The sequence below is a fragment of the Dyella koreensis genome, assembly GCF_044904565.1.
Taxonomy (GTDB): Bacteria; Pseudomonadota; Gammaproteobacteria; order Xanthomonadales; family Rhodanobacteraceae; genus Dyella_D; species Dyella_D koreensis.
Map to the genome: position 1 here is coordinate 21,996 of NZ_JADIKD010000007.1, position 18,335 is coordinate 40,330.

20 protein-coding genes are annotated in these 18,335 nt (G+C 64.0%); 11 read left to right on the forward strand and 9 right to left on the reverse strand.

The window, feature by feature from the left end; all coding sequences use genetic code 11:
- Positions 1 to 62 precede the first annotated feature (62 nt).
- From ISS97_RS03775 to ISS97_RS03790, 4 genes are all read left to right on the forward strand, one after another.
- Positions 63 to 632: an N-acetylmuramoyl-L-alanine amidase gene (locus ISS97_RS03775; RefSeq protein WP_379986365.1), complete on the forward strand. Its 570-nt coding sequence runs from the start codon at positions 63 to 65 to the stop codon at positions 630 to 632.
- A 163-nt stretch (positions 633 to 795) separates the two neighbouring features.
- Positions 796 to 1,659, forward strand: coding sequence for an acyl-CoA thioesterase II (gene tesB, locus ISS97_RS03780; RefSeq protein WP_379986364.1), 864 nt, complete (start codon positions 796 to 798; stop codon positions 1,657 to 1,659).
- Positions 1,660 to 1,692: 33 nt separating this feature from the next.
- Positions 1,693 to 2,085: a putative signal transducing protein gene (locus tag ISS97_RS03785; protein WP_379986362.1), complete on the forward strand. Its 393-nt coding sequence runs from the start codon at positions 1,693 to 1,695 to the stop codon at positions 2,083 to 2,085.
- 81 nt (positions 2,086 to 2,166) lie between these two features.
- Complete coding sequence (locus tag ISS97_RS03790; protein WP_379986361.1) at positions 2,167 to 2,877, forward strand: arginyltransferase; 711 nt, start codon at positions 2,167 to 2,169, stop codon at positions 2,875 to 2,877.
- Between the two features lie 9 nt (positions 2,878 to 2,886).
- On the opposite strand, the gene ISS97_RS03795 is transcribed toward ISS97_RS03790, so the two are convergent.
- Both ISS97_RS03795 and purT read right to left on the reverse strand, forming a co-directional pair.
- Positions 2,887 to 4,401, reverse strand: coding sequence for an FMN-binding glutamate synthase family protein (locus tag ISS97_RS03795; RefSeq protein WP_379986359.1), 1,515 nt, complete (start codon positions 4,399 to 4,401; stop codon positions 2,887 to 2,889).
- An 88-nt stretch (positions 4,402 to 4,489) separates the two neighbouring features.
- Positions 4,490 to 5,671 (reverse strand): formate-dependent phosphoribosylglycinamide formyltransferase, encoded by a 1,182-nt coding sequence (gene purT / locus ISS97_RS03800; protein WP_379986358.1) that lies wholly within the window; start codon positions 5,669 to 5,671, stop codon positions 4,490 to 4,492.
- A 135-nt stretch (positions 5,672 to 5,806) separates the two neighbouring features.
- Here purT and ISS97_RS03805 point away from each other — a divergent pair, with 135 nt between their 5' ends.
- The 5 genes from ISS97_RS03805 (at position 5,807) to ISS97_RS03825 (ending at position 9,665) form a co-directional block, all read left to right on the forward strand.
- Positions 5,807 to 7,324, forward strand: a complete 1,518-nt coding sequence (locus tag ISS97_RS03805) for a transglutaminase domain-containing protein (RefSeq protein WP_379986356.1) — start codon at positions 5,807 to 5,809, stop codon at positions 7,322 to 7,324.
- A gap of 61 nt (positions 7,325 to 7,385) precedes the next feature.
- A complete protein-coding gene (locus ISS97_RS03810; protein ID WP_379986354.1) occupies positions 7,386 to 8,258 on the forward strand; it encodes an SPFH domain-containing protein in 873 nt (290 codons plus the stop codon).
- Positions 8,259 to 8,269: 11 nt separating this feature from the next.
- Positions 8,270 to 8,461, forward strand: a complete 192-nt coding sequence (locus ISS97_RS03815; protein WP_379986352.1) for an Arc family DNA-binding protein — start codon at positions 8,270 to 8,272, stop codon at positions 8,459 to 8,461.
- A gap of 40 nt (positions 8,462 to 8,501) precedes the next feature.
- Positions 8,502 to 8,876 carry a DUF3887 domain-containing protein gene (locus tag ISS97_RS03820; RefSeq protein ID WP_379986350.1) on the forward strand — a complete coding sequence of 125 codons (375 nt, stop codon included), beginning with the start codon at positions 8,502 to 8,504 and terminating at the stop codon, positions 8,874 to 8,876.
- A gap of 9 nt (positions 8,877 to 8,885) precedes the next feature.
- Positions 8,886 to 9,665 carry a CPBP family glutamic-type intramembrane protease gene (locus tag ISS97_RS03825; protein WP_379986349.1) on the forward strand — a complete coding sequence of 260 codons (780 nt, stop codon included), beginning with the start codon at positions 8,886 to 8,888 and terminating at the stop codon, positions 9,663 to 9,665.
- 1 nt (position 9,666) lies between these two features.
- On the opposite strand, the gene ISS97_RS03830 is transcribed toward ISS97_RS03825, so the two are convergent.
- Positions 9,667 to 10,044, reverse strand: coding sequence for a DUF423 domain-containing protein (locus tag ISS97_RS03830; protein ID WP_379986348.1), 378 nt, complete (start codon positions 10,042 to 10,044; stop codon positions 9,667 to 9,669).
- A 72-nt stretch (positions 10,045 to 10,116) separates the two neighbouring features.
- On the opposite strand from ISS97_RS03830, the gene ISS97_RS03835 reads away from it, so the two are divergent.
- Together ISS97_RS03835 and ISS97_RS03840 are read left to right on the forward strand one after the other, a co-directional pair.
- The gene (locus ISS97_RS03835; RefSeq protein ID WP_379986346.1) at positions 10,117 to 10,731 is read left to right on the forward strand and encodes an SCO family protein; all 615 of its coding nucleotides are present in this window, start codon (positions 10,117 to 10,119) and stop codon (positions 10,729 to 10,731) included.
- Positions 10,728 to 11,216: a copper chaperone PCu(A)C gene (locus ISS97_RS03840; protein ID WP_379986344.1), complete on the forward strand. Its 489-nt coding sequence runs from the start codon at positions 10,728 to 10,730 to the stop codon at positions 11,214 to 11,216. Before ISS97_RS03835 ends, ISS97_RS03840 begins: the two co-directional genes overlap by 4 nt.
- On the opposite strand, the gene ISS97_RS03845 is transcribed toward ISS97_RS03840, so the two are convergent.
- From ISS97_RS03845 to ISS97_RS03870, 6 genes are all read right to left on the reverse strand, one after another.
- Positions 11,213 to 12,115 carry a cytochrome c oxidase assembly protein gene (locus ISS97_RS03845; protein ID WP_379986343.1) on the reverse strand — a complete coding sequence of 301 codons (903 nt, stop codon included), beginning with the start codon at positions 12,113 to 12,115 and terminating at the stop codon, positions 11,213 to 11,215. The genes ISS97_RS03840 and ISS97_RS03845 overlap by 4 nt on opposite strands.
- A 98-nt stretch (positions 12,116 to 12,213) precedes the next feature.
- Entirely contained in the window at positions 12,214 to 14,109 is a 1,896-nt protein-coding gene (locus ISS97_RS03850) for a GldG family protein (RefSeq protein WP_379986341.1), read from the reverse strand.
- 3 nt (positions 14,110 to 14,112) lie between these two features.
- Positions 14,113 to 14,847: an ABC transporter permease subunit gene (locus ISS97_RS03855; protein WP_379986339.1), complete on the reverse strand. Its 735-nt coding sequence runs from the start codon at positions 14,845 to 14,847 to the stop codon at positions 14,113 to 14,115.
- Entirely contained in the window at positions 14,844 to 15,776 is a 933-nt protein-coding gene (locus tag ISS97_RS03860) for an ABC transporter ATP-binding protein (RefSeq protein WP_379986338.1), read from the reverse strand. Before ISS97_RS03860 ends, ISS97_RS03855 begins: the two co-directional genes overlap by 4 nt.
- A 226-nt stretch (positions 15,777 to 16,002) precedes the next feature.
- Positions 16,003 to 17,355, reverse strand: a complete 1,353-nt coding sequence (locus ISS97_RS03865) for an SRPBCC family protein (RefSeq protein ID WP_379986336.1) — start codon at positions 17,353 to 17,355, stop codon at positions 16,003 to 16,005.
- A gap of 213 nt (positions 17,356 to 17,568) precedes the next feature.
- A complete protein-coding gene (locus ISS97_RS03870) occupies positions 17,569 to 18,210 on the reverse strand; it encodes a response regulator (RefSeq protein ID WP_019464490.1) in 642 nt (213 codons plus the stop codon).
- Between the last annotated feature and the right edge of the window lie 125 nt (positions 18,211 to 18,335).

Consider the following 18,335-nt stretch of genomic DNA (forward strand, 5'->3'; position numbering starts at 1 on the left):
CGGTCTCCGGGGACAGCTACAAGGCTGCACATGATAGCCGGCCACGTGCGAGACTCGCCCGCATGTCCACGCTCAGCATCCACGACCAGCCCCTGCCCTACGTCGATTGCCTGCCCGAACGTCCCGTCGAGGCGGTGGAACTGGTGGTGATCCATTGCACCGAGCTGCCCGACCTCGCCACCGCCCGTGAATACGGCGAGCGCGTGCTGCACGCCAACGGTGCCGGCAATTGCGGGCATTACTACATCGACCGGGATGGTTCGGTGTACCGCTATGTGCCTGGAACGCGTGTGGCCAACCACGTACGCGGCCATAACCCGAACTCGATTGGCATCGAGCTGGTGAACCTGGGGCGCTATCCGCATTGGTGGGATTCCCGCCACCAGACCATGACCGAGCCTTACACCGCCACTCAGATCGACGCCCTGCGAACGCTGCTGGCGCAGCTGCGCATCGAGTTCCCGAACTTGCGCGATATCGCCGGGCACGAAGACCTGGATACAGCCCGGCTGCCCGCCAGCGACGATCCCACGCTGGAAGTACCGCGCAAGCTCGATCCCGGCCCACTGTTTCCGTGGCCGGCGGTCCTGGAAGGCAGCGGGCTGCATCGCATCCGGGCTCCACTTTCGTAGGAGCCCACCCTGTGGACGAAAGCCATGCTCAGCATGGCTGGGTTTATGGCTCCGTCAAAGCGGCGGCCTGACGGCCGCTCTCGCCCACAGGGTTGGCTCCTACAAGAAGGCGGAAGGCCGCGGCCGCTATAATCGCGCCCCATCGTCTCGCTGAGCCCCATCCATGACGGAAAACCACGTCCGCGAACTGGTCGACCTGCTGCAGCTCGAACGCTTGGAAGACAACCTGTTCCGCGGCCAGAGCCGCGATATCGGCACGCATTTCGTGTTCGGCGGGCAGGTGCTCGGCCAGGCGCTGTCGGCTGCCCAGCAGACGGTCGACGGGGGGCGGGCCGCGCATTCGCTGCATGCCTATTTCCTGCGTGCCGGCGACATCAATGCGCCGATCGTGTACAGCGTGGAGCGCACCCGCGATGGCGGCACCTTCTCCTCGCGCCGCGTAGTGGCGATCCAGCACGGCCAGCCGATCTTGAACGGCTCGATCTCGTTCCAGATCGAGGAAGAGGGTTTCGAGCACCAGACCGCGATGCCCGAAGTGCCGGCGCCGGAAGACATCGAACCCATGCAGCCGCTCCCCCCGGAAAAGCTGGCCAAGCTGCCGGAAAAGCTGCAGCGCTGGCTGGGCGTGGACGCACCTATCGAGTTCCGCCACGTGTGGCCGCAGAACAAGCTGCACCCCAGCAAGCGCCCGCCTTACCAGCACATCTGGTTCCGGCTCACCGCGCCGGTTGAAGACTCGCCGGTGCTGCACCGCGCGCTGCTGGCCTATGCCTCGGACTTCAACCTGATCGGCACGGCCACTTTGCCGCACGGCATCTCGTACTACACGCACAATGTGCAGATGGCGAGCCTCGACCATGCGCTGTGGTTCCACCGCCCCTTCCGCGTGGACGAATGGCTGCTGTATTCGTTCGACAGCCCGACCGCTCAGGGTTCGCGTGGACTGGCGCGCGGCCAGATTTTCAGCCGCGACGGCCGGCTGGTGGCTTCCACCGCGCAGGAAGGGCTGATTCGCCTGCGTAACTGAGCTTGTGAGCGCTGGCGGCGCTAAAATACCGCCATGCGCCAGCTCTATACCTCGCCCCGCCACGAAAACATCGACCGTGTGGTCGCCCTGCTCAACGAGCACGGCATCGAAAGCACGGTCGCCAACCGCTCCAACTGGAACAAACCCAGCTACGAGCGTTTCAGCTACTCGCAGCGCAAGGAAAACCGGGACCGCTGGCCACAGGTGTGGATCACCAGGGCCGATGACTACACCCGTGCCCGCGCCCTGCTGCGCGAGCTGGGCATCGAGCCGGTCATCCGCCACGGTGAGGAACTGGCCCTGGCACGTAACCCCAGCCCGGATCTGCGCCGCCAAAGTGTCGCCGTTCGCGCCCGCCGGATCGTGATGCTGGCCGTGGCGGGGGCCTTCGTGGTCCTGATGCTCCGCTACATGGGTGTGATCTAAGGCCCAGCCGGATCGCCTGAACCGTTCGGGCCGAAACGAGACGCTTGTCACAGTCCACCATTGCGGTCATAGAATCAGCCCATGCGCTCCGACCGCGTCCGACTCTTCCAGACCCTGCCCCACGCTTGCGGCTACTTTGCCGACCGCACGGCGCAGAACCTGGTGATCGATCCGGCCGCGCCGCAGCTGGATCAGCTGTATGGGCCGGCGCTGGAACGCGGTTTCCGCCGGGCTGGCGGGCATCTGTACTTCCCCTATTGCTCCAGCTGCCGCGCCTGCACGCCCTGCCGGATCGACGCCGAGCGCTTCCGTCCCGACCGCTCGCAGCGCCGCTGCCTCAAGCGCAACGCCGACCTGCAAGTGATCGAATCCATGGCTGGCTACAACGCCGAGCGCCACGCGCTGTACGAACGCTACCTGCGCCATCGCCATCCCGGCGGCGGCATGGACGAAGCCGATGCCAGCGACTTCCGGCGCTTCCTCACCGCGCCGTGGAGCCCCACCCTGTTCCTGGAGTTCCGCCTCGGTGCGCGCCTGCTCGGCGTGGCCGTAACGGATGTCTGCCTGCACGGCCTGTCGGCGGTCTACACCTTCTTCGATCCCGATGAGACGACACGCAGCCTGGGCACCTTCGCCATCCTGCAGCAGGTGGAACTCGCCCGCCGCCGCGGCCTGCCCTGGATCTATCTGGGCTTCTGGATCGAAGGCCACCCCAAGATGGACTACAAACGCCGCTTCCAGCCGCTGCAGATCCGTACCGTCGAGGGCTGGTCGGATATGCAGCAGCCCTGACGGCGTGCCTTACACCCGCGACGCGGGTGTCTGCGGATAGGGAAACAACTTCACCAACGGCACTGACACGCCGTCATCGCCCATCACGCGGCAATGCGTGCGGTCGAGCTGGCGCGGCTCTTCCACGCCACAGCTGTGCGCGATGATGCCGACTTCCTGCATCACATTCTTGGCGTAGTGATAGACGCGCTCGCTCTTGTCGGTCACGACGAGGCCACGCTGCAACTTTGGATTCTGCGTGGTGATGCCGGTGGGACAGGTATTGCGATTGCATTGCAGCGACTGAATGCAGCCCAGCGCCAGCATGAAACCGCGCGCGGAGTTGACGAAATCCGCGCCCATCGACAACGCCCATGCCACGTCGTATGCCGTGATGCATTTGCCCGAGCAGATCACCTTGATGCGGTCACGCAATCCATGCCGGATCAGCGTATTCACCAGCGCCGGCAACGACTCGCGCAGCGGCAGGCCGACACCTTCCATCAAGGTCTGCGGCGCCGCACCGGTGCCGCCTTCGGAACCATCAACGATGATGAAATCCGGTGCGCTCTCGATACCGCGACGATGCACTTCCCCGCACAACTCGTCGATCCACTCCAGGCCACCCATCACCGCCTTGAAGCCGGTAGGTTTGCCGGTGAGGTCGCGGATATGGCGGATCGCATTCATCAGCTCCTGCACATTGCCGATGTCGAGATGGCGATTGGGACTCTGTGAGTCCTCGCCCACCGGGATGCCGCGGATGGCGGCAATTTCCGGCGTCACCTTGGCGCCGGGAAGCAGGCCACCCATGCCAGGTTTCGCGCCCTGCCCTAGTTTGATGCTGACCATCTTCACCTGCGCATGTGCGCAGATCGCCAGCAGCTTCTGGTCATCCAGTTTGCCGTCGGGTGTGCGCACGCCGTACTTGGCGGTGCCGATCTCGAAAATGATGTCGCAACCGCCTTCGAGGTGATACGGCGCGAGGCCGCCTTCGCCGGTATCCATCCAGATGCCGGCCTTGGCTGCACCGATGGACAACGCGCGCACGGCTGGCGCGGACAGCGCGCCAAAGCTCATCGCAGAAATGTTGAAGAACGCGGCATGGCTGTAGGGCTCACGCGCATACGGTCCCAGCGTTACCGGTTTCGGCGAGACATGGCGCTCACCCAGCGAAGGGAACGGCGCGTTGACGAAGAACGGCACACCCTCCGCACGCAGGTCGCGACTGGAGCCGAAGGCGTTGGTGTTGTCCACGTTCTTTGCCGCGCGATACACCCAGGTGCGTTGCGCGCGATTGAACGGCATTTCTTCGCGGTCGCTGGAATAAAGGTACTGGCGGAAGAATTCGCCCAGATGCAGAAACCAGTAACGGAAGTGCCCGATGACCGGAAAGTTGCGCAGCACCGAGTTGGCCGTCTGGTTGCGGTCTACCAGCCACACCACCAGCACCACCATGACCGCTACCGCGAGCAGCACCATGAACAGCGCCGCCAGGGTTTCTACCAAAACCACCAGCCAATGCGCGAACGCCGACGTCTGCATATCTGCTCCCTGCCTATGAGCGCGGATCGATCCGCGCCGTGGGTTGGATGAAATTACCGGTCATGCTCGCATAACCGGCAACCCTGTTTCAGAGTTCTACGCGCAACTTTCCTGCCGCACGAATGGCCTTGGCCTTGGCCGCCTCGATACTCTCATCGCGCGCGAGCGTCACCGCCATGCGACGGCGCCCTTTGACGGCCGGCTTGCCGAAGATGCGCAACTGCGTATCGGGTTCGGCCAATGCTTCAGCCACGCCGTGATAGCGCGGCGCTTCGCCATCACCTTCGACCAGCACGGCGCAAGAAGCCGCGGGCCCAAGCTGACGGATCGCCGGAATCGGCAGGCCGAGAATGGCGCGCGCATGCAATGCGAATTCCGAAAGGTCCTGCGAGATCAGGGTGACCAGACCGGTGTCATGCGGGCGTGGGCTGACCTCAGAGAAGATCACGTTGTCACCTTTCACGAAGAACTCCACGCCGAACACACCCCAGCCGCCCAGCGCGCCGGTGATGGCGGCCGCCTGACGCTGCGCTTCGACCAGTGCCTTGTCGCTCATCGGCTGTGGCTGCCATGACTCGCGGTAGTCACCATCTTCCTGGCGATGGCCGATCGGCGCACAGAAACTGGTGCCGTCCCTGTGGCGCACAGTGAGCATGGTGATCTCGTAATCGAAATCGACGAAGCCTTCGACGATCACCCGGCCCTTGCCGGCCCGGCCGCCGGACTGCGCATAGTCCCAGGCATGCTGAAGTTCGGCCTCGGTGCGCACCACGCTCTGGCCCTTGCCGGAAGAACTCATCACCGGCTTGATCACAAAAGGCAGACCGATGGTCTTCGCCGCTTCGTGATACTGCGCCTCGTCGTCGCAGAAGCGATAGCGCGAGGTTGGCAAGCCCAGTTCCTCTGCCGCCAGCCGCCGGATGCCTTCGCGATCCATGGTGAGCCACGCGGCGCGCGCGGTGGGGATCACCTTCAGGCCTTCTTTCTCCAGCTCCACCAGGGTGGGCGTGTGGATGGCCTCGATCTCCGGCACCACAAGGTCCGGCTTTTCCTGCGCGATCAACGCGCGCAGGGCGGCGCCATCCAGCATGTCGATCACATGGCTGCGATGCGCCACCTGCATGGCGGGCGCATGGGCATAGCGGTCGACCGCAACCACCTCGACGGCGTAGCGCTGCAACTCGATCGCCACCTCTTTGCCCAGCTCGCCGGAGCCGAGCAGGAGCACGCGCAGGGCATGGTCGGAATAAGGCGTGCCAAACGGCTTCATCGGGGTCTCCGGGGCGGAAAAAAGGGGCATTGTAAGCGGGCCGTCAGGAGGCCGGCGAAACCTCGCTGCGCTGCGCATTGACGCCGGCCTTAAGTCGGCATTCACTGTGCTTGCCCGTCCCCACGGATAACGCACATGCGCCGACTGACCGCCATGCTTTTGCTGGTGTTGTTGCTGTGCCCCGTCCCTTCGGCCGTGGCCAATACGACAGCGCCCACCGTCGAAACCACCTGGATGAGCGTGCTGCTCGGCGGCCGCAAGATCGGCCACCTGAAGATCGACCGCGAACGCGGCCAGGGCATGGTGACCACCACCCAGACGCTGTCGATCATGCTCAACCGCACCGGCAAGAGCATTCCCCTCAGCAACATGATCCGCAGCGTGGAAGGCAACGACGGAGAGCCGCTCGCCTTCGCCTCGCGCACCTCGATGTCGGCGATGGACAGCGTGATCGACGGCCAGCGCCAGCCCGATGGCAGCTACAAGGTCACCACCACGGTGGGCGGTGCGACGCGGGAAAGCTCGCTGTACTGGCCCGCCGGCGCCCTGCTCAACGACGGCCAGCGGCGCGCCATGCTGGCCGCCAGCCGCAAGCCCGGCCTGCAGTACCAGCTGCAGATGTTCGATCCGGCCAGCCAGCAGGTGATGGATGTAGCGATCGAGGTGATCGGCAACGAAGAGGTGAAACTGCCGGGCGGCACGGAAATGCTCAACCATCAGCGCCAGCGCCTGCACCAGGCGCGCGGCGACCAGATCCTGGACCTATGGCTGGACGACCGCGGCCAGGCACGCAAAGGCATCATCTCGATGCTCGGCCGCCAACTCGAAATGCTGGCTTGCGACGAGACCTGCGCCATGGCGCCTGTGCAAGACGTCGACATGTTCCGCGCGGCGATGGTGGATGCGCCACGGCCGCTTACCCCCAACCTGCGCGAATCCTTTCTGCGCTATCGCGTGCGCATCGAGGGCAGCGGCTCCGCGCAGCCGATCATCAATACGGACGAACAGCGCGTACGGCGGCTGGCCGACAACGAATGGCAGATCGATATCGGCCCCGCCTATCCCGGTGGGCAGCGCCCTCCTCAACCCGAAGACCTGCAAGCCAACTCGTGGCTGCAGTCGGATGCGCCGGCCGTCCGCGATCTCGCTCGCGAGGCGGTGGGCAATGCCAGTAGCGACCGCCAGAAAATCCGCCGCCTGCGTAGCTTCGTCAGCCACTACATCACCCAGCACGGCCTGGATGTGGGCTATGCATCGGCTCTGGAAGTGGTGGGCACCCGCCAGGGCGACTGCACTGAGTACTCCGTACTGCTCGCTGCCATGGCGCGGGCCGAAGGCATTCCTGCCCGTGTAGTCACCGGCATGGTCTACGCCGACCGCTATTCCAATACGTCGAGGGTGTTCGTACCGCACGCCTGGGTGCAGGCCTGGATCGATGGCCGCTGGCAGAGTTATGACGCTGCACTGCGCCGTTTCGACAGTACCCATATCGCGCTGGACAGCGGCGATGGCGACCCCTGGCACTTCTTCTCCGCCACCGACCTGTTCAGCAGCATGCAGATCGAAGATGTGATGCCTTCCTGGGAGTTCATGAGTCCTGCGCCCGCTGGCGCGGTGGCCCCTCCCGCACTGGGCGGTAGTCCGGGCGGCTGAGCGGCACTTGCAAGTGATATCATTTTGATATCCAATCCTTCCATCTAGGGAGGTAATCGCCATGAACGAACGTCAGGGTTTTTCCGTCGCCGGTATTCCTTTCATCGTGTTCTGCCTGCTGCTCGCCGGCAGTGGTGTGTTTTTGCTGCTTTCTTCCGCCGGGCAGGAACCGCCGGCGCTGCGCTTTTTCGGCGGCGTCGCGCTGATCGCGCTCACTGCGCTTTTTACGAAGGGCTTTTTCCAGGTCGCACCGAATGAAGGCCAGGTGGTGCAGCTCTTCGGGAAATACGCCGGCACCGTGCGCGACGAAGGCCTGCGCTGGACCAATCCCTTCTATAGCCGCCGCCGCGTGTCGCTGCGCGTGCGCAATTTCGAGAGCGGCAAACTCAAGGTCAACGACAGCGACGGCAATCCGATCGAGATCGCTGCCGTCGTGGTGTGGCAGGTGGTGGACACCGCCGAAGCTGTGTTCTGCGTGGATGACTACGAGAACTTCGTGCATATCCAGAGCGAGTCGGCACTGCGCCAGATGGCGCAGAACTACCCCTACGACGCGCACGATGACGGCAAGCCCTCGCTACGCAGCCATGGCGAAGTGATCAACAACCATCTGCGCGACGAGATCCAGGCGCGCCTGGAAAAAGCAGGCGTCAGCGTGATCGAGGCGCGCATCAGCCACCTCGCCTACGCACAGGAGATCGCCCAGGCCATGCTGCAGCGCCAGCAAGCCAGCGCCATCGTGGCCGCGCGCGAACGCATCGTGGAAGGCGCCGTCGGCATGGTCGCCATGGCGCTGGACCGCTTGCGCCAGCAAGGCGTGGTCGAACTCGACGAAGAGCGCAAGGCCGCCATGGTGAGCAACTTGCTGGTCGTGCTGTGCGGCGACCGCTCCACGCAGCCGGTGGTCAATGCCGGCACGCTCTATAGCGGCTGAGCGACTCGCGAGTGTCTGCCGAGAAGAAAGCCTATCCGCTGCGTATCAGCGCCGCCGTGCTGGAGGCGATGCAGCGCTGGGCCGACGACGAGTTGCGCAGCGTGAACGCGCAGATCGAGTACGTGCTGCGCGACGCGCTGCGCAAAGGCGGGCGCCTCAAGCCCCGCCCGAGCGACCCCGTCGACGATGACGAATCAACTTAATCGTCCATACCCAACCCAACGACTCTCAGGGGGAGTCCACATGAAACCGTTCGGACTGGCCGTCTGCCTCATCCTCGGCGCCTATGTAGGCGTTGCCAACGGCGAAACGCCTTGCGAAACCTCATCGACGCGTCTGCTCGATGCGCTGGACCGCGGCGACTACGCCGGCGCCACCGTCGATTTCGATACAACGATGAAGGCCAAACTCAGCGCCGACACGCTGTCCCAGGTGTGGCAGGCGATACCACCGCAATTTGGCGAACGCGGCGCACGCGATACGGCGCAGCTCACCCAAGTCGGCGAGCACACGGTAGTGGTGACGCCGCTGCATTACGGACCGCAATTGATCGACGCGCAGGTGACCTGCAGTGTCGACGGCAAGATCGCCGGGTTTTACATCAAACCACACCATTGAGTCGCAGCCATGTCCGATCCGACCCAAGTACTCGTGCGCGGCCCTCACTGCAAACTTGCCTTGTGGCTCGGCGCAGCCTCTTCGCTGGCCGCTCTCGCGCTGTTTCCATACGTGATCGCGCTGACACCCGCGCGTTTCGCGACACTACCCTTGCCGCTCTGGGCAGTCGTGTCCGCTCAAGTCGCTCAGGCCGGCGTGTTGTGCTGGCTGCTCGCCTGGCTTGGTCTTTATCTGGGTAGCCGCTATGGCCTCGACGCCCCGTGGCTGCGGGCATGGGTCTATCAACAACCTATGCCCGCACGACAAGGGCGCTGGATGTTGGCCACACTGCTCGGTGTTGTGACTGGGGTAGCGGTCATCGGCATCGATCTTATGCGCCCCCATCCAACGCCCCATGTGGTTGATGCCGTCGGGCACGCCTGGCGCGGCGCACTGGCTTCGCTCTATGGCGGTATCGTCGAAGAAATCGAGTGCAGGCTGCTGCTAGTCAGCCTGCTGGTATGGCTGTTGGCCTGGACGCGACGACAGCAGACCCGGCCATGGATGTTCGTCGCCGCCATCGTGCTCGCTGCCTTGTTGTTCGGGGCGGGACATCTGCCCACCGCGTTCGCCACCGGCATGGCGCACACACCCTTCGCGATCGGCCGGATCATCTTGCTCAACGCCATGGTCGGACTGGCCTGCGGCGGCCTGTTCTGGAAGTTCGGCCTGGAGCACGCGATGCTGGCGCACTTCAGCGCAGACCTGGTGCTGCATGTCGCAGCCCCGCTAGCCATGGGACTGACTTAGCTCAACCGTCGCGCCGCACCAGACCCAAACCCAGCGCTATCCAGCCCACGATGAAAGCCACGCCGCCCAAGGGCGTGATTGCGCCGAACCAACGCGGCGCACCAAGCGCCAGCGCATAAAGGCTGCCGCTGAAGAGCACGATACCCAGCGCGAAAGCCGCCATGCCAACCGTGCGCCTGCGCCCGCTAGCCACAACACTTGCTAGCGCCAACGCCAGGGCGTGCCAGAAGTGATAGCTCACTGCGGTATGCCACAACTCGCTGCCGCGAACGTCCAGCACATCGCGCAATGCATGGGCGCCGAACGCACCCAGAGCCACCGCGCTGGCACCGGCCAGGCCCACCAGCAGGCCAGAGAAAAGACTGACAGGTTGTCGCATCGGAAGCGGTTCCTCGACGCACCGGCAAGACCAGTGTCGTATGCTGATGAAATGACCTCTCTCGATTCTCGCATGAAGCCCCGCCTGACCCGCGCCCTGCTCCTGCTGGCCCTGCTCGCCTGCACTGCGCTGCTCGCTGCCTGCAACCGCGGCGAACCGGTGCCATGGCGCCTGACTGACGTCACCGGCCACATGCCGGATCTCGACTTCAAACTCACTGATGATCACGGCAAGGCCGTGACGGGTGCCGACTACAAAGGCAAAGTGGTGTTGCTGTATTTCGGCTACACCCACTGCCCGGATGTATGCCCGCTCACCCTCGCCCAGCTGCATGTAGTGATGCAGCGGCTCGGGCCACTGGCCGATGACGCGCGCATCCTGTTCGTCAGCGTCGATCCGGCGCGCGATACGCCGGATGTGATGCATGCCTACGTCAATGCCTTCGACCCGCGTGCCGTGGGCCTTTCCGGCGAGCCGCGCGCGATCGAAGCACTGAGCAAGCGCTATCGCTCCGCCTTCACCCGCGAACCGGACAAGGGCGATGGCCAATACGAAGTCAGCCACAGCTCGGCGATCTATGTGTTCGACCGTGAAGGCAAGGCCCGTCTGCTATCGACGCCAGCCAATCCGCAGGACGATCTGGTCCACGATCTGCATCTGCTGCTCAGCCTTGGAGCCAAGCCATGAATCTGCGCGCCGCCCGCCTTCCCTTGTTGATCTGCGGCCTACTGATCGCCACAGCCGCTGCAGCCAGCGATGCCGATCACGTAAAAGCCTCGCAGGCATGGATTCGCGTGATGCCGGGTAGCTTGCCGTCCGGCGGCTACGTGGTGCTCGAAAACCACGGCGAGCAGACCGTCAACCTGCGCGGCGTGCGCAGCGAGGCCTATGGTGAGGTGATGCTGCACAAGAGCAGCACTGAAGGCGGCATGGGCCGCATGGAGAAGGTGGACAGCCTGCCCATTCCCGCTCATGGCAAAGTTGCGTTATCGCCCGGCGGCTATCACCTGATGCTGATGAAGGCGAGCAAGCCGGTAAAGGTCGGCGACAAAGTGAAGCTCAGCCTGCAATTCACCGATGGCAGCTTACTGGATACCGATTTTGAAGCACGCCCGGCCAACGCCATGGACAGCGGCGACGGCACGGCCGGCATGGATCACCACAACCACTAAGCCCCCGAGGCTTCGTCCCTTCCGGAAGCTGTCAGCCTGGCGGCACGCTGCTGCATTTGCTGCTGCATTTCCCAACGCTTGGACTTGATGCGCCCGCTGCGCGATAGCCGCAGCCATTGCCGCATCGCCAGCAGGCCGCCGATGGATTCGATGATCGCCGCCGGCACCCACATGATCACGCCGCCCACCAATTGTCCGGTAAGCACGTTGAAGGTGAAGGCGCGGCCGCAGATCTCGAAGATCGGGTATAGGTCGGTCTTGGAGAATGTCACGATGGCGCCGGCCAGAATCTGCGGCGTCATGGTGATACCCGGCGACAGCACGCGCAGGCCTGGCGTCATGCGGCCCGGCGGGCGCGGCCGGTGGTCGAGTACCAGCCACCAATAGGTCAGGCCGCTGAGCATCATCGACCAGTTCATGAAGCGGTAGATGCGCCAGTCCAGCATCGCCAGCGTCTGCATCGACGGAATCAGCCAGACGATGATGAAGGCGACGAACAGGATCGTCGCCAGCGCCGGATTGAGGAATACCGCACTCACCACACGCCACGGCCACGAGCGCAACAACGGACGCAGCACGCGGATGCGCCAGGACAACGGCAGCCCCGCGCGCAAGACCATGCCCGGATACGAAGCGATGATCAGCAGCGGCGCTAGATGATGCAGCAGCACCTGCTGGATGCGGTGCATGAAGAACTCATGCTCGGCGTAGTAATCGAAATAGGTATGCAGCGACAGATAGACGATCGCCATGCCGACCCAGAACGCCAGCCGCCGTCCCACGCTCACCCGCACGCGCCGGCAGCCGCGCACATAGAGCGCGGCAACAGCCACGAAGGTCAGCAGGAAGACCCAAGAGAACTCCCAGGGCACGATCCATTTGAGCAGGCTCGGCAGCATCGATCAGATCCGGGCCGGGCAACGCCGGCAGTCGCCAAGCATAGCCCGTTCACAAGCCGCCGCCCGGGCGCACGCCTTGCGGCAGATTGCCGCCGCGCTCATGGGCGTCGGCGGTTGCGCTGCGAACGGCGCCAGCCGTAGACCAGGCCGAACAGGGTAATCAGCGCCGGCACCAGCACGATATTGATGAATTTCAGGCGCATGCCGAGCGCATCGATTTCAGCGTTCAACTGGTGCTGCACGTCACGCAGCTCCTTGTTGATCGCCAGCTGGCGCTGCAGGAACTGCTCGATTTCGGTCTTCTGTTCGGCGCTGACCGCATCGCCGCGCGACGCCTTGCCCGGCTGCAGTTCGGACAGCCGGCTGCGCGTTACGGCCAGCTCGCGCTGCAGCTCCTGCTTCTTGACCAGGAATTTCTGGTCGGCCGCACTTTGCAGGGCCAGCACGCGAGTGAACGGCCGCTGCGACGTGCTGCGCCCATGGATCGACAACAGCGCCGAGGAGCCGCTGAGGTTGTCCGCGAGATTGGTGATGAAGTCGCCGTTGTTGGCCAGCGCGCTGAGCTGCAACGGCCCCAGCAGGCTCTGCGAGTACGAAACCCACAAGCGATCCGACAGCAGATCGGTATCCGCGACCAGGATCACTTCGGCATGGTCAGCCGCCTGCGCCAGATGGCCGGGCTGCTTGGCCTTCTCGGGGAAAGCCGAGGGGAATGCACCACGCACCCGCGCCGCGATCACATAGCGGTTGTTGTCGGGCTTATAGCTGTCCAGCAGTACGTTGGGATCGGCGGTGGCTTCGCGTACACGCTGCGCCGGAACTACTTCGGCGTCGGTCGTACTCTGCAGCAGCGGTATCAGGCGCGAGGCGGTTTTCTGTGCCAGGTCGAAATAGCCCACGCTGGACAGGTTGATGCGCTGCAAGCTGGCCGTGACCACATCGTTGTGGTTGAGCTCCTGGCCGGTCAGGCCGAGCATGGCGGGATGATTGGTGGCGCTGTTGTCGGCCAGCTCGATGCGCAACGCGCGCGAGCGGTCCAGCACCACTTTCTCCGGGTCGTACTGCACGCCCCACGTCTCGAACAGGCGATGCAGATCGGAGTTGTGATCGTCCATCACGCCATTGCTGTCGACGAAAGGCGTGGTGTCCAGCTCCGAATCAGGATCGACAAACACCACCAGATGCCCGCCACGCAGCACGTACTGGTCGATGGCGTACTGCGCTGCTTCCGGCAATTGCTTGGGATGGATCAGCAGCAACACCTGGATGTCGTCGCCAATGCGATTGAGCTTGGCCGCGTCGAGCGCCTTCACCTCGAATAGCTGGCCAAGCTGACGGATCACCGTCCACGGCTCTTCGCCCAGCACCGGATTGCCCTGCACCGGCAGGCTGCTGATCAAACCGATATGCGGCTTGGCCGGCTCGTTCAACTCGTAGAGCAGTTTGGCGATGTCGTATTCGAGGAACGTTTCGCGGCCCGGATCGAACAGCGGGATCGCCAGCGTTTTGCCCGCCGGATGAAGATCGTTATCGACTTCCGCATCGGGCCCCATCGGCAAGGTGCTGCCGACCAGCCCGAAGAACACGCGTTCGCCGTTGGTGCCGCCATTGATCGGAGTAAGGCCGTTGCCTTCCGCCGCAGCCTCGTCATCCGAATACGGCACCGGATCGACTACCTGCAGGCGCAGGCGCCCATGCGAGCGCGCCACTAGTTCCTGCAGCATCTCGCGCACACGCTGCTCATAACTGCGCAACTGCGGCAGATCGCGGGTGGAGTGTTCAGAGAAATACAGCGTGAGCTTCAGCGGCGCGTGCAGCTTCTCCACAATGTGCACGGTGCCGGGCGTCAGCGTGTAGATCTGGTCGGCGGTGAGGTCGAAGCGCGCCACGCGCATCCAGCGGCTGCTGGCCAGGGTGACGGCCGCAAAAGCGACCATCAGCAGGATCAAGGCGGTAACCAGGCGGGTACGACGAGTGATATGCAGGCGGGCCATGGCTCAGGGCGTCCGCTTAAGATCAAGCACGAGCACGCCCGCGGTCAGCCAGGTGGCGATGCTCAACAGGAAATACAGCAGGTCGCGCAAATCGAGCACACCGCGTGCAATCGCCTCGAAGTGGCGCAGCATGCTCAGATGCGCCAAGGCGTTCAACAGCCGGCGCGGCATCGAGCCCTGCAGGAAATCCATCACCTGCGGCTGGCCGGCGAGGATCAGCAGGAAGCACACCACCATGGTCAAAATGAAAGCCACCACCTGACTCTGCGTCACGGCCGAAAGACAGGCGCCAATGGCGAGGAAGGAGCCGGCCATCAGCCAGCTGCCCAGATAGCCGGCAAGGATCACACCGTTATCCGGCGAGCCGAGATAGTTCACGGTGATCCAGATCGGGAAGGTCAACAGCAGGCCCATGCCCATGAACAGCCAGGCCGCGAAGAATTTACCCAGCATCGCTTGCGCCAGCGTCAGCGGCAGACTCAGCAGCAGCTCCAGGGTGCCGCCCTTGGACTCTTCCGCCCAAATGCGCATCGACACTGCCGGAGCCAACAGCAGATACAGCCAGGGATGCATCACGAAAAACGGCTGAAGGTCGGCCTGATTACGGCCGTAAAAATCGCCGGCGTAGAAAGTGAGGATGCCGGAGAGCACCAGGAAGATCACCAGGAACACATAGGCCACCGGCGTCACGAAGTAACTGCGCAGCTCGCGCCGCGTCACCGCCATCACCGGATTCACGCCCTACCCTCCGCGCCCGTCGTGATCTGACGGAACACCTCATCGAGGCGCCCACGCTCGAGCTGGATCTCGGAGACTTCGAGCCCTTGCTGGCGCAGCAATGTTTCCACCGGCTCGAGAATGCGCTCGCCGGGACGCGGAAATACGGTGATGCGCCCGTCGAGCGGATCGACCTCGATCGATGCGACCTGCGGCAGACGCCCCAGCATCTCCTGCGATACACCGCTGCCCGGCGCGCTAAAGGACACTGCGCCGTGATAGCGCGAACGCCCTTCCAGCTCGGCCGGCGTCGCATCGGCAAGCAGGCGGCCATTGGCGATGATCACCACGCGGTTGCACAGCGCGTGCACTTCTTCCAGCAAATGCGTGGAGATCAGGATGGTGCGCTCGCGCGCCATCGCATCGATCAACTGGCGCACGGTGTGCTTCTGGTTGGGATCGAGGCCATCGGTCGGTTCGTCGAGCATCAGTACCGGCGGGTCGTGCAGGATCGCCTGGGCCAGGCCTACGCGTCGGCGCAGACCCTTGGAGAGCGTATCGATGCAGATGTCGAGCACTTCCTCCAACTGCAGGCGACCCACCACTTCCTCGAATCGCAGGAAGGCGCGATCGCGCGGCAAGCCACGCATGCGAGCAATAAAGGTGAGGAACTCACGCACCGTCAGTTCGCCGTAACTGGGTGCGCCTTCCGGCAGATAGCCTAGTGCGCGCTTGGCCTTGATCGGTTCCTTGCGCACATCATGGCCGCATACGCGAGCTGTCCCCGCCGTCGGCGCGAGGAAGCCGGCGATCATGCGCATGGCGGTGGATTTGCCGGCACCGTTGGGACCCAGCAGGCCGAGCACCTGACCCGGTTCGGCGCGAAAGCTGAGGGCATCCACTGCAGTGAGCGTGCCGTAGCGGCGGGTGAGCTGTTCGGTTTCGATCATGTCCGGTCGTGAATGGCGGGCTCGCGGCAACAGCCTCGCAGCAATGTACCCCAAGACTTCCCTGTAGGAGCGCACCTTGTGCGCGAAGGCCCTGCACTCGCAGGGCGGCTGTTTAAGGGCGCGCCCCTGCGGGCCGCTTCGCGCACAGGGTGCGCTCCTACAGAGGCCCTAAATGAAAAGGCCCTTCGCGATGGAAGGGCCTTTTCTATCTGCCGAAGCGGCTGGCTTACTGAGCGGCGCTTGCCGCAGAGGCCGGCGCGGCGGCGGTACCGGAGGCGGCCGGAGCCTGCTGCTCAGTGCCGTCATCCAGGGTCGGCGGCTGCAGGCCGGCTTCCTGCTCCGGGGTCTTCTCCGGTGCATCGGTGATCGGCAGGTACACTGCGAACTGCGCGTAGCTGGTGACGTTGTCACCCTGCTTCACTTCCGGCTTCACTAGAATGTCGTACGGGCGGTTCACGACTTCATCGAACTTGTAGCCGTGGGTCTGCGCATAGGCCTTGAGCATGTCGCGGGTCTGCGGCACGCCGGCGGCAGTACCGTTCCAGATGCCCTTCAGCGCCGAACCACCGAAGGCCAGCACGCCACGCACATTACTGTCGACGATCAGACGGCCGAAGCGATCGGTGCTACCCGGGCTGGAGCTGTCACCCGCACTGGCAGCGTCGGCAGACGAGCTGCTGCTGGCCGGCGCGTTCAGGTCCGGAGCCTTGGCGGCTGCCAGCTCATGGCTCTGGCCGTTGATGGTCAGGCTGGTCGCGCTGATCGGCAGGGCCACGTCAAAGGTGTAGGTCTGGTCGCCGTAGTTGGTGGTGTAGATGATGCGCGGACCCACCACATTCACGCCGAGCTTCTTGGCGGCAGCCTGGATCTCGCCTTCGGCCTTGGCCGTGGCGTCGTTCAGGGCCTCGAGGCCGCCCTTGCGCTCGATCGAGGTCGACACCAGCAGCACCGGCGTCTGCGGCGCCTGCTCGATGTACGGAACCAGCTTGCTGTAATCGATGTTCTGCACCGAGGCCAGCACGTTCTGCAGGTCGGTCAGGCTGAACTGGATGAAGGCATCCGGATCGCCATGGATGTACAGGTTGGAATAACGGTCGATCAGGTTGAAGCCGTAGGCGACGTCATACGACCAAGTGATCTTGGTCAGCTGGCCGCGGCTGCCCTGGCGGTCGAGGTCGAGCGTGAAATGCTTGTCCTGACCGCGCCAGTCGTTGTCCACGTTCCAGACGATCTGGGCGCTCTTGGCGGTGGAATCGACTTTGTCGAATTCGGGGGTGGCGGTGGCGAGGGTCAGCTTGCCCTTGCCCACTTTTTCGTCATTGCTGCTCCAGCTCACTTCGGCGCCGGGGCCATAGGCCTTGCCGGAGAAGGTGAACTGGGTATTGCGGTCGTACTTGCGCTGCACCGTGTAATCGGGGAAGCGACGGAAATTGGCGAGTACGTCGTACACCTGACGCATGTCCTTGCCGACTACCAGCGACCTCTCCACATGGCCACTGCCAGGCATGATCACGCCCACCACGACGCCGACAACGGCGACGATGACCAGGGCAACAATGAATTCAAGAACACGCATCATTCCAGGGTTCTCCGAACATCTCTCTAGGCGGCACGAAGGCGTCGCCGGAGACCAGTCCGCCACGGAAAAACGCCCGAAGGAATCGCGTCGTGACAGGGGGTCGGCCAGCGCCGAAGCCACCGATGGTACCGGTTCACGGGCTGGAACGCTATCGGGCCGTGAAGACGTCCAAAAACCCCTGTGGCAAGGGCTTTCGCCCCTGCCACGACAGGCTTAGACGATGCCCAGCTCCAATGCCTTGAGCACTGCCCGGGTACGGTCACGCACACCGAGCTTGGAGAGAATGTTGGACACGTGGTTCTTCACCGTGCCCTCGGCCACCTTCAAGGAATTGGCGATTTCCTTGTTGCTGTAACCGCCGGACAGAAGGCGCAGGATCTCGGTCTCGCGCTCGGTCAGCGGATCCGGCTGCTCCAGGCTAGTGAACTGGTTCTGCATGCGGCCCACCCCGGCCAGCAGGCGCTGGGTGACCATCGGCGCCACCAGCGAGCCGCCTGCGGCAACCGTGCGTACGGCCTCCACCAGCTGTTCCAGCGAGACATCCTTAAGCAGGTAGCCTCGGGCACCCGCCTTGAGTCCCTGCAGCACCAGCTGATCGTCATCAAAGGTGGTGAGGATGATGGTGGGCGGCAACTCATTACGCGCCGACAGCGCCTGCAGGACCTCCAGCCCGCTCATATTGGGCATGCGGAGGTCCAACAGCACCACGTCCGGCTTGACCCGGGGAATGTCCTGCACCGCTTGCGCGCCATCCGCGCACTCAGCCACTACACGAATGTCCTCGGCCAGATCCAACAGGGAGCGAACACCCTGGCGTACCAGGTTCTGGTCGTCGACAAGACAGACGGAAATCATCGCGGATCCTCGAAGCGTTTGTGGTCCCCGGCGCGACGGCCAAGGGCTACAGGGGAAACGATGCGGCTATCCAAGCCTGCGCATTCTGGCATGGTGGCGGCGCGCAGCGTAGGCAAGGGGTCTTC

What these genes read in the sequence shown, in the direction of transcription:
- ISS97_RS03845 (WP_379986343.1), bottom strand. Translation starts at nt 12,115, where the DNA reads ATGCTGCCGAGCCTGCTCAAATGGATCGTGCCCTGGGAGTTCTCTTGG.
- ISS97_RS03865 (WP_379986336.1), bottom strand. Translation starts at nt 17,355, where the DNA reads ATGATGCGTGTTCTTGAATTCATTGTTGCCCTGGTCATCGTCGCCGTT.
- ISS97_RS03835 (WP_379986346.1), top strand. Translation starts at nt 10,117, where the DNA reads ATGAAGCCCCGCCTGACCCGCGCCCTGCTCCTGCTGGCCCTGCTCGCC.
- ISS97_RS03795 (WP_379986359.1), bottom strand. Translation starts at nt 4,401, where the DNA reads ATGCAGACGTCGGCGTTCGCGCATTGGCTGGTGGTTTTGGTAGAAACC.
- ISS97_RS03790 (WP_379986361.1), top strand. Translation starts at nt 2,167, where the DNA reads ATGCGCTCCGACCGCGTCCGACTCTTCCAGACCCTGCCCCACGCTTGC.
- purT (WP_379986358.1), bottom strand. Translation starts at nt 5,671, where the DNA reads ATGAAGCCGTTTGGCACGCCTTATTCCGACCATGCCCTGCGCGTGCTC.
- ISS97_RS03805 (WP_379986356.1), top strand. Translation starts at nt 5,807, where the DNA reads ATGCGCCGACTGACCGCCATGCTTTTGCTGGTGTTGTTGCTGTGCCCC.
- ISS97_RS03860 (WP_379986338.1), bottom strand. Translation starts at nt 15,776, where the DNA reads ATGATCGAAACCGAACAGCTCACCCGCCGCTACGGCACGCTCACTGCA.
- ISS97_RS03870 (WP_019464490.1), bottom strand. Translation starts at nt 18,210, where the DNA reads ATGATTTCCGTCTGTCTTGTCGACGACCAGAACCTGGTACGCCAGGGT.
- ISS97_RS03830 (WP_379986348.1), bottom strand. Translation starts at nt 10,044, where the DNA reads ATGCGACAACCTGTCAGTCTTTTCTCTGGCCTGCTGGTGGGCCTGGCC.
- ISS97_RS03820 (WP_379986350.1), top strand. Translation starts at nt 8,502, where the DNA reads ATGAAACCGTTCGGACTGGCCGTCTGCCTCATCCTCGGCGCCTATGTA.
- ISS97_RS03825 (WP_379986349.1), top strand. Translation starts at nt 8,886, where the DNA reads ATGTCCGATCCGACCCAAGTACTCGTGCGCGGCCCTCACTGCAAACTT.
- ISS97_RS03850 (WP_379986341.1), bottom strand. Translation starts at nt 14,109, where the DNA reads ATGGCCCGCCTGCATATCACTCGTCGTACCCGCCTGGTTACCGCCTTG.
- ISS97_RS03840 (WP_379986344.1), top strand. Translation starts at nt 10,728, where the DNA reads ATGAATCTGCGCGCCGCCCGCCTTCCCTTGTTGATCTGCGGCCTACTG.
- ISS97_RS03775 (WP_379986365.1), top strand. Translation starts at nt 63, where the DNA reads ATGTCCACGCTCAGCATCCACGACCAGCCCCTGCCCTACGTCGATTGC.
- ISS97_RS03810 (WP_379986354.1), top strand. Translation starts at nt 7,386, where the DNA reads ATGAACGAACGTCAGGGTTTTTCCGTCGCCGGTATTCCTTTCATCGTG.
- tesB (WP_379986364.1), top strand. Translation starts at nt 796, where the DNA reads ATGACGGAAAACCACGTCCGCGAACTGGTCGACCTGCTGCAGCTCGAA.
- ISS97_RS03785 (WP_379986362.1), top strand. Translation starts at nt 1,693, where the DNA reads ATGCGCCAGCTCTATACCTCGCCCCGCCACGAAAACATCGACCGTGTG.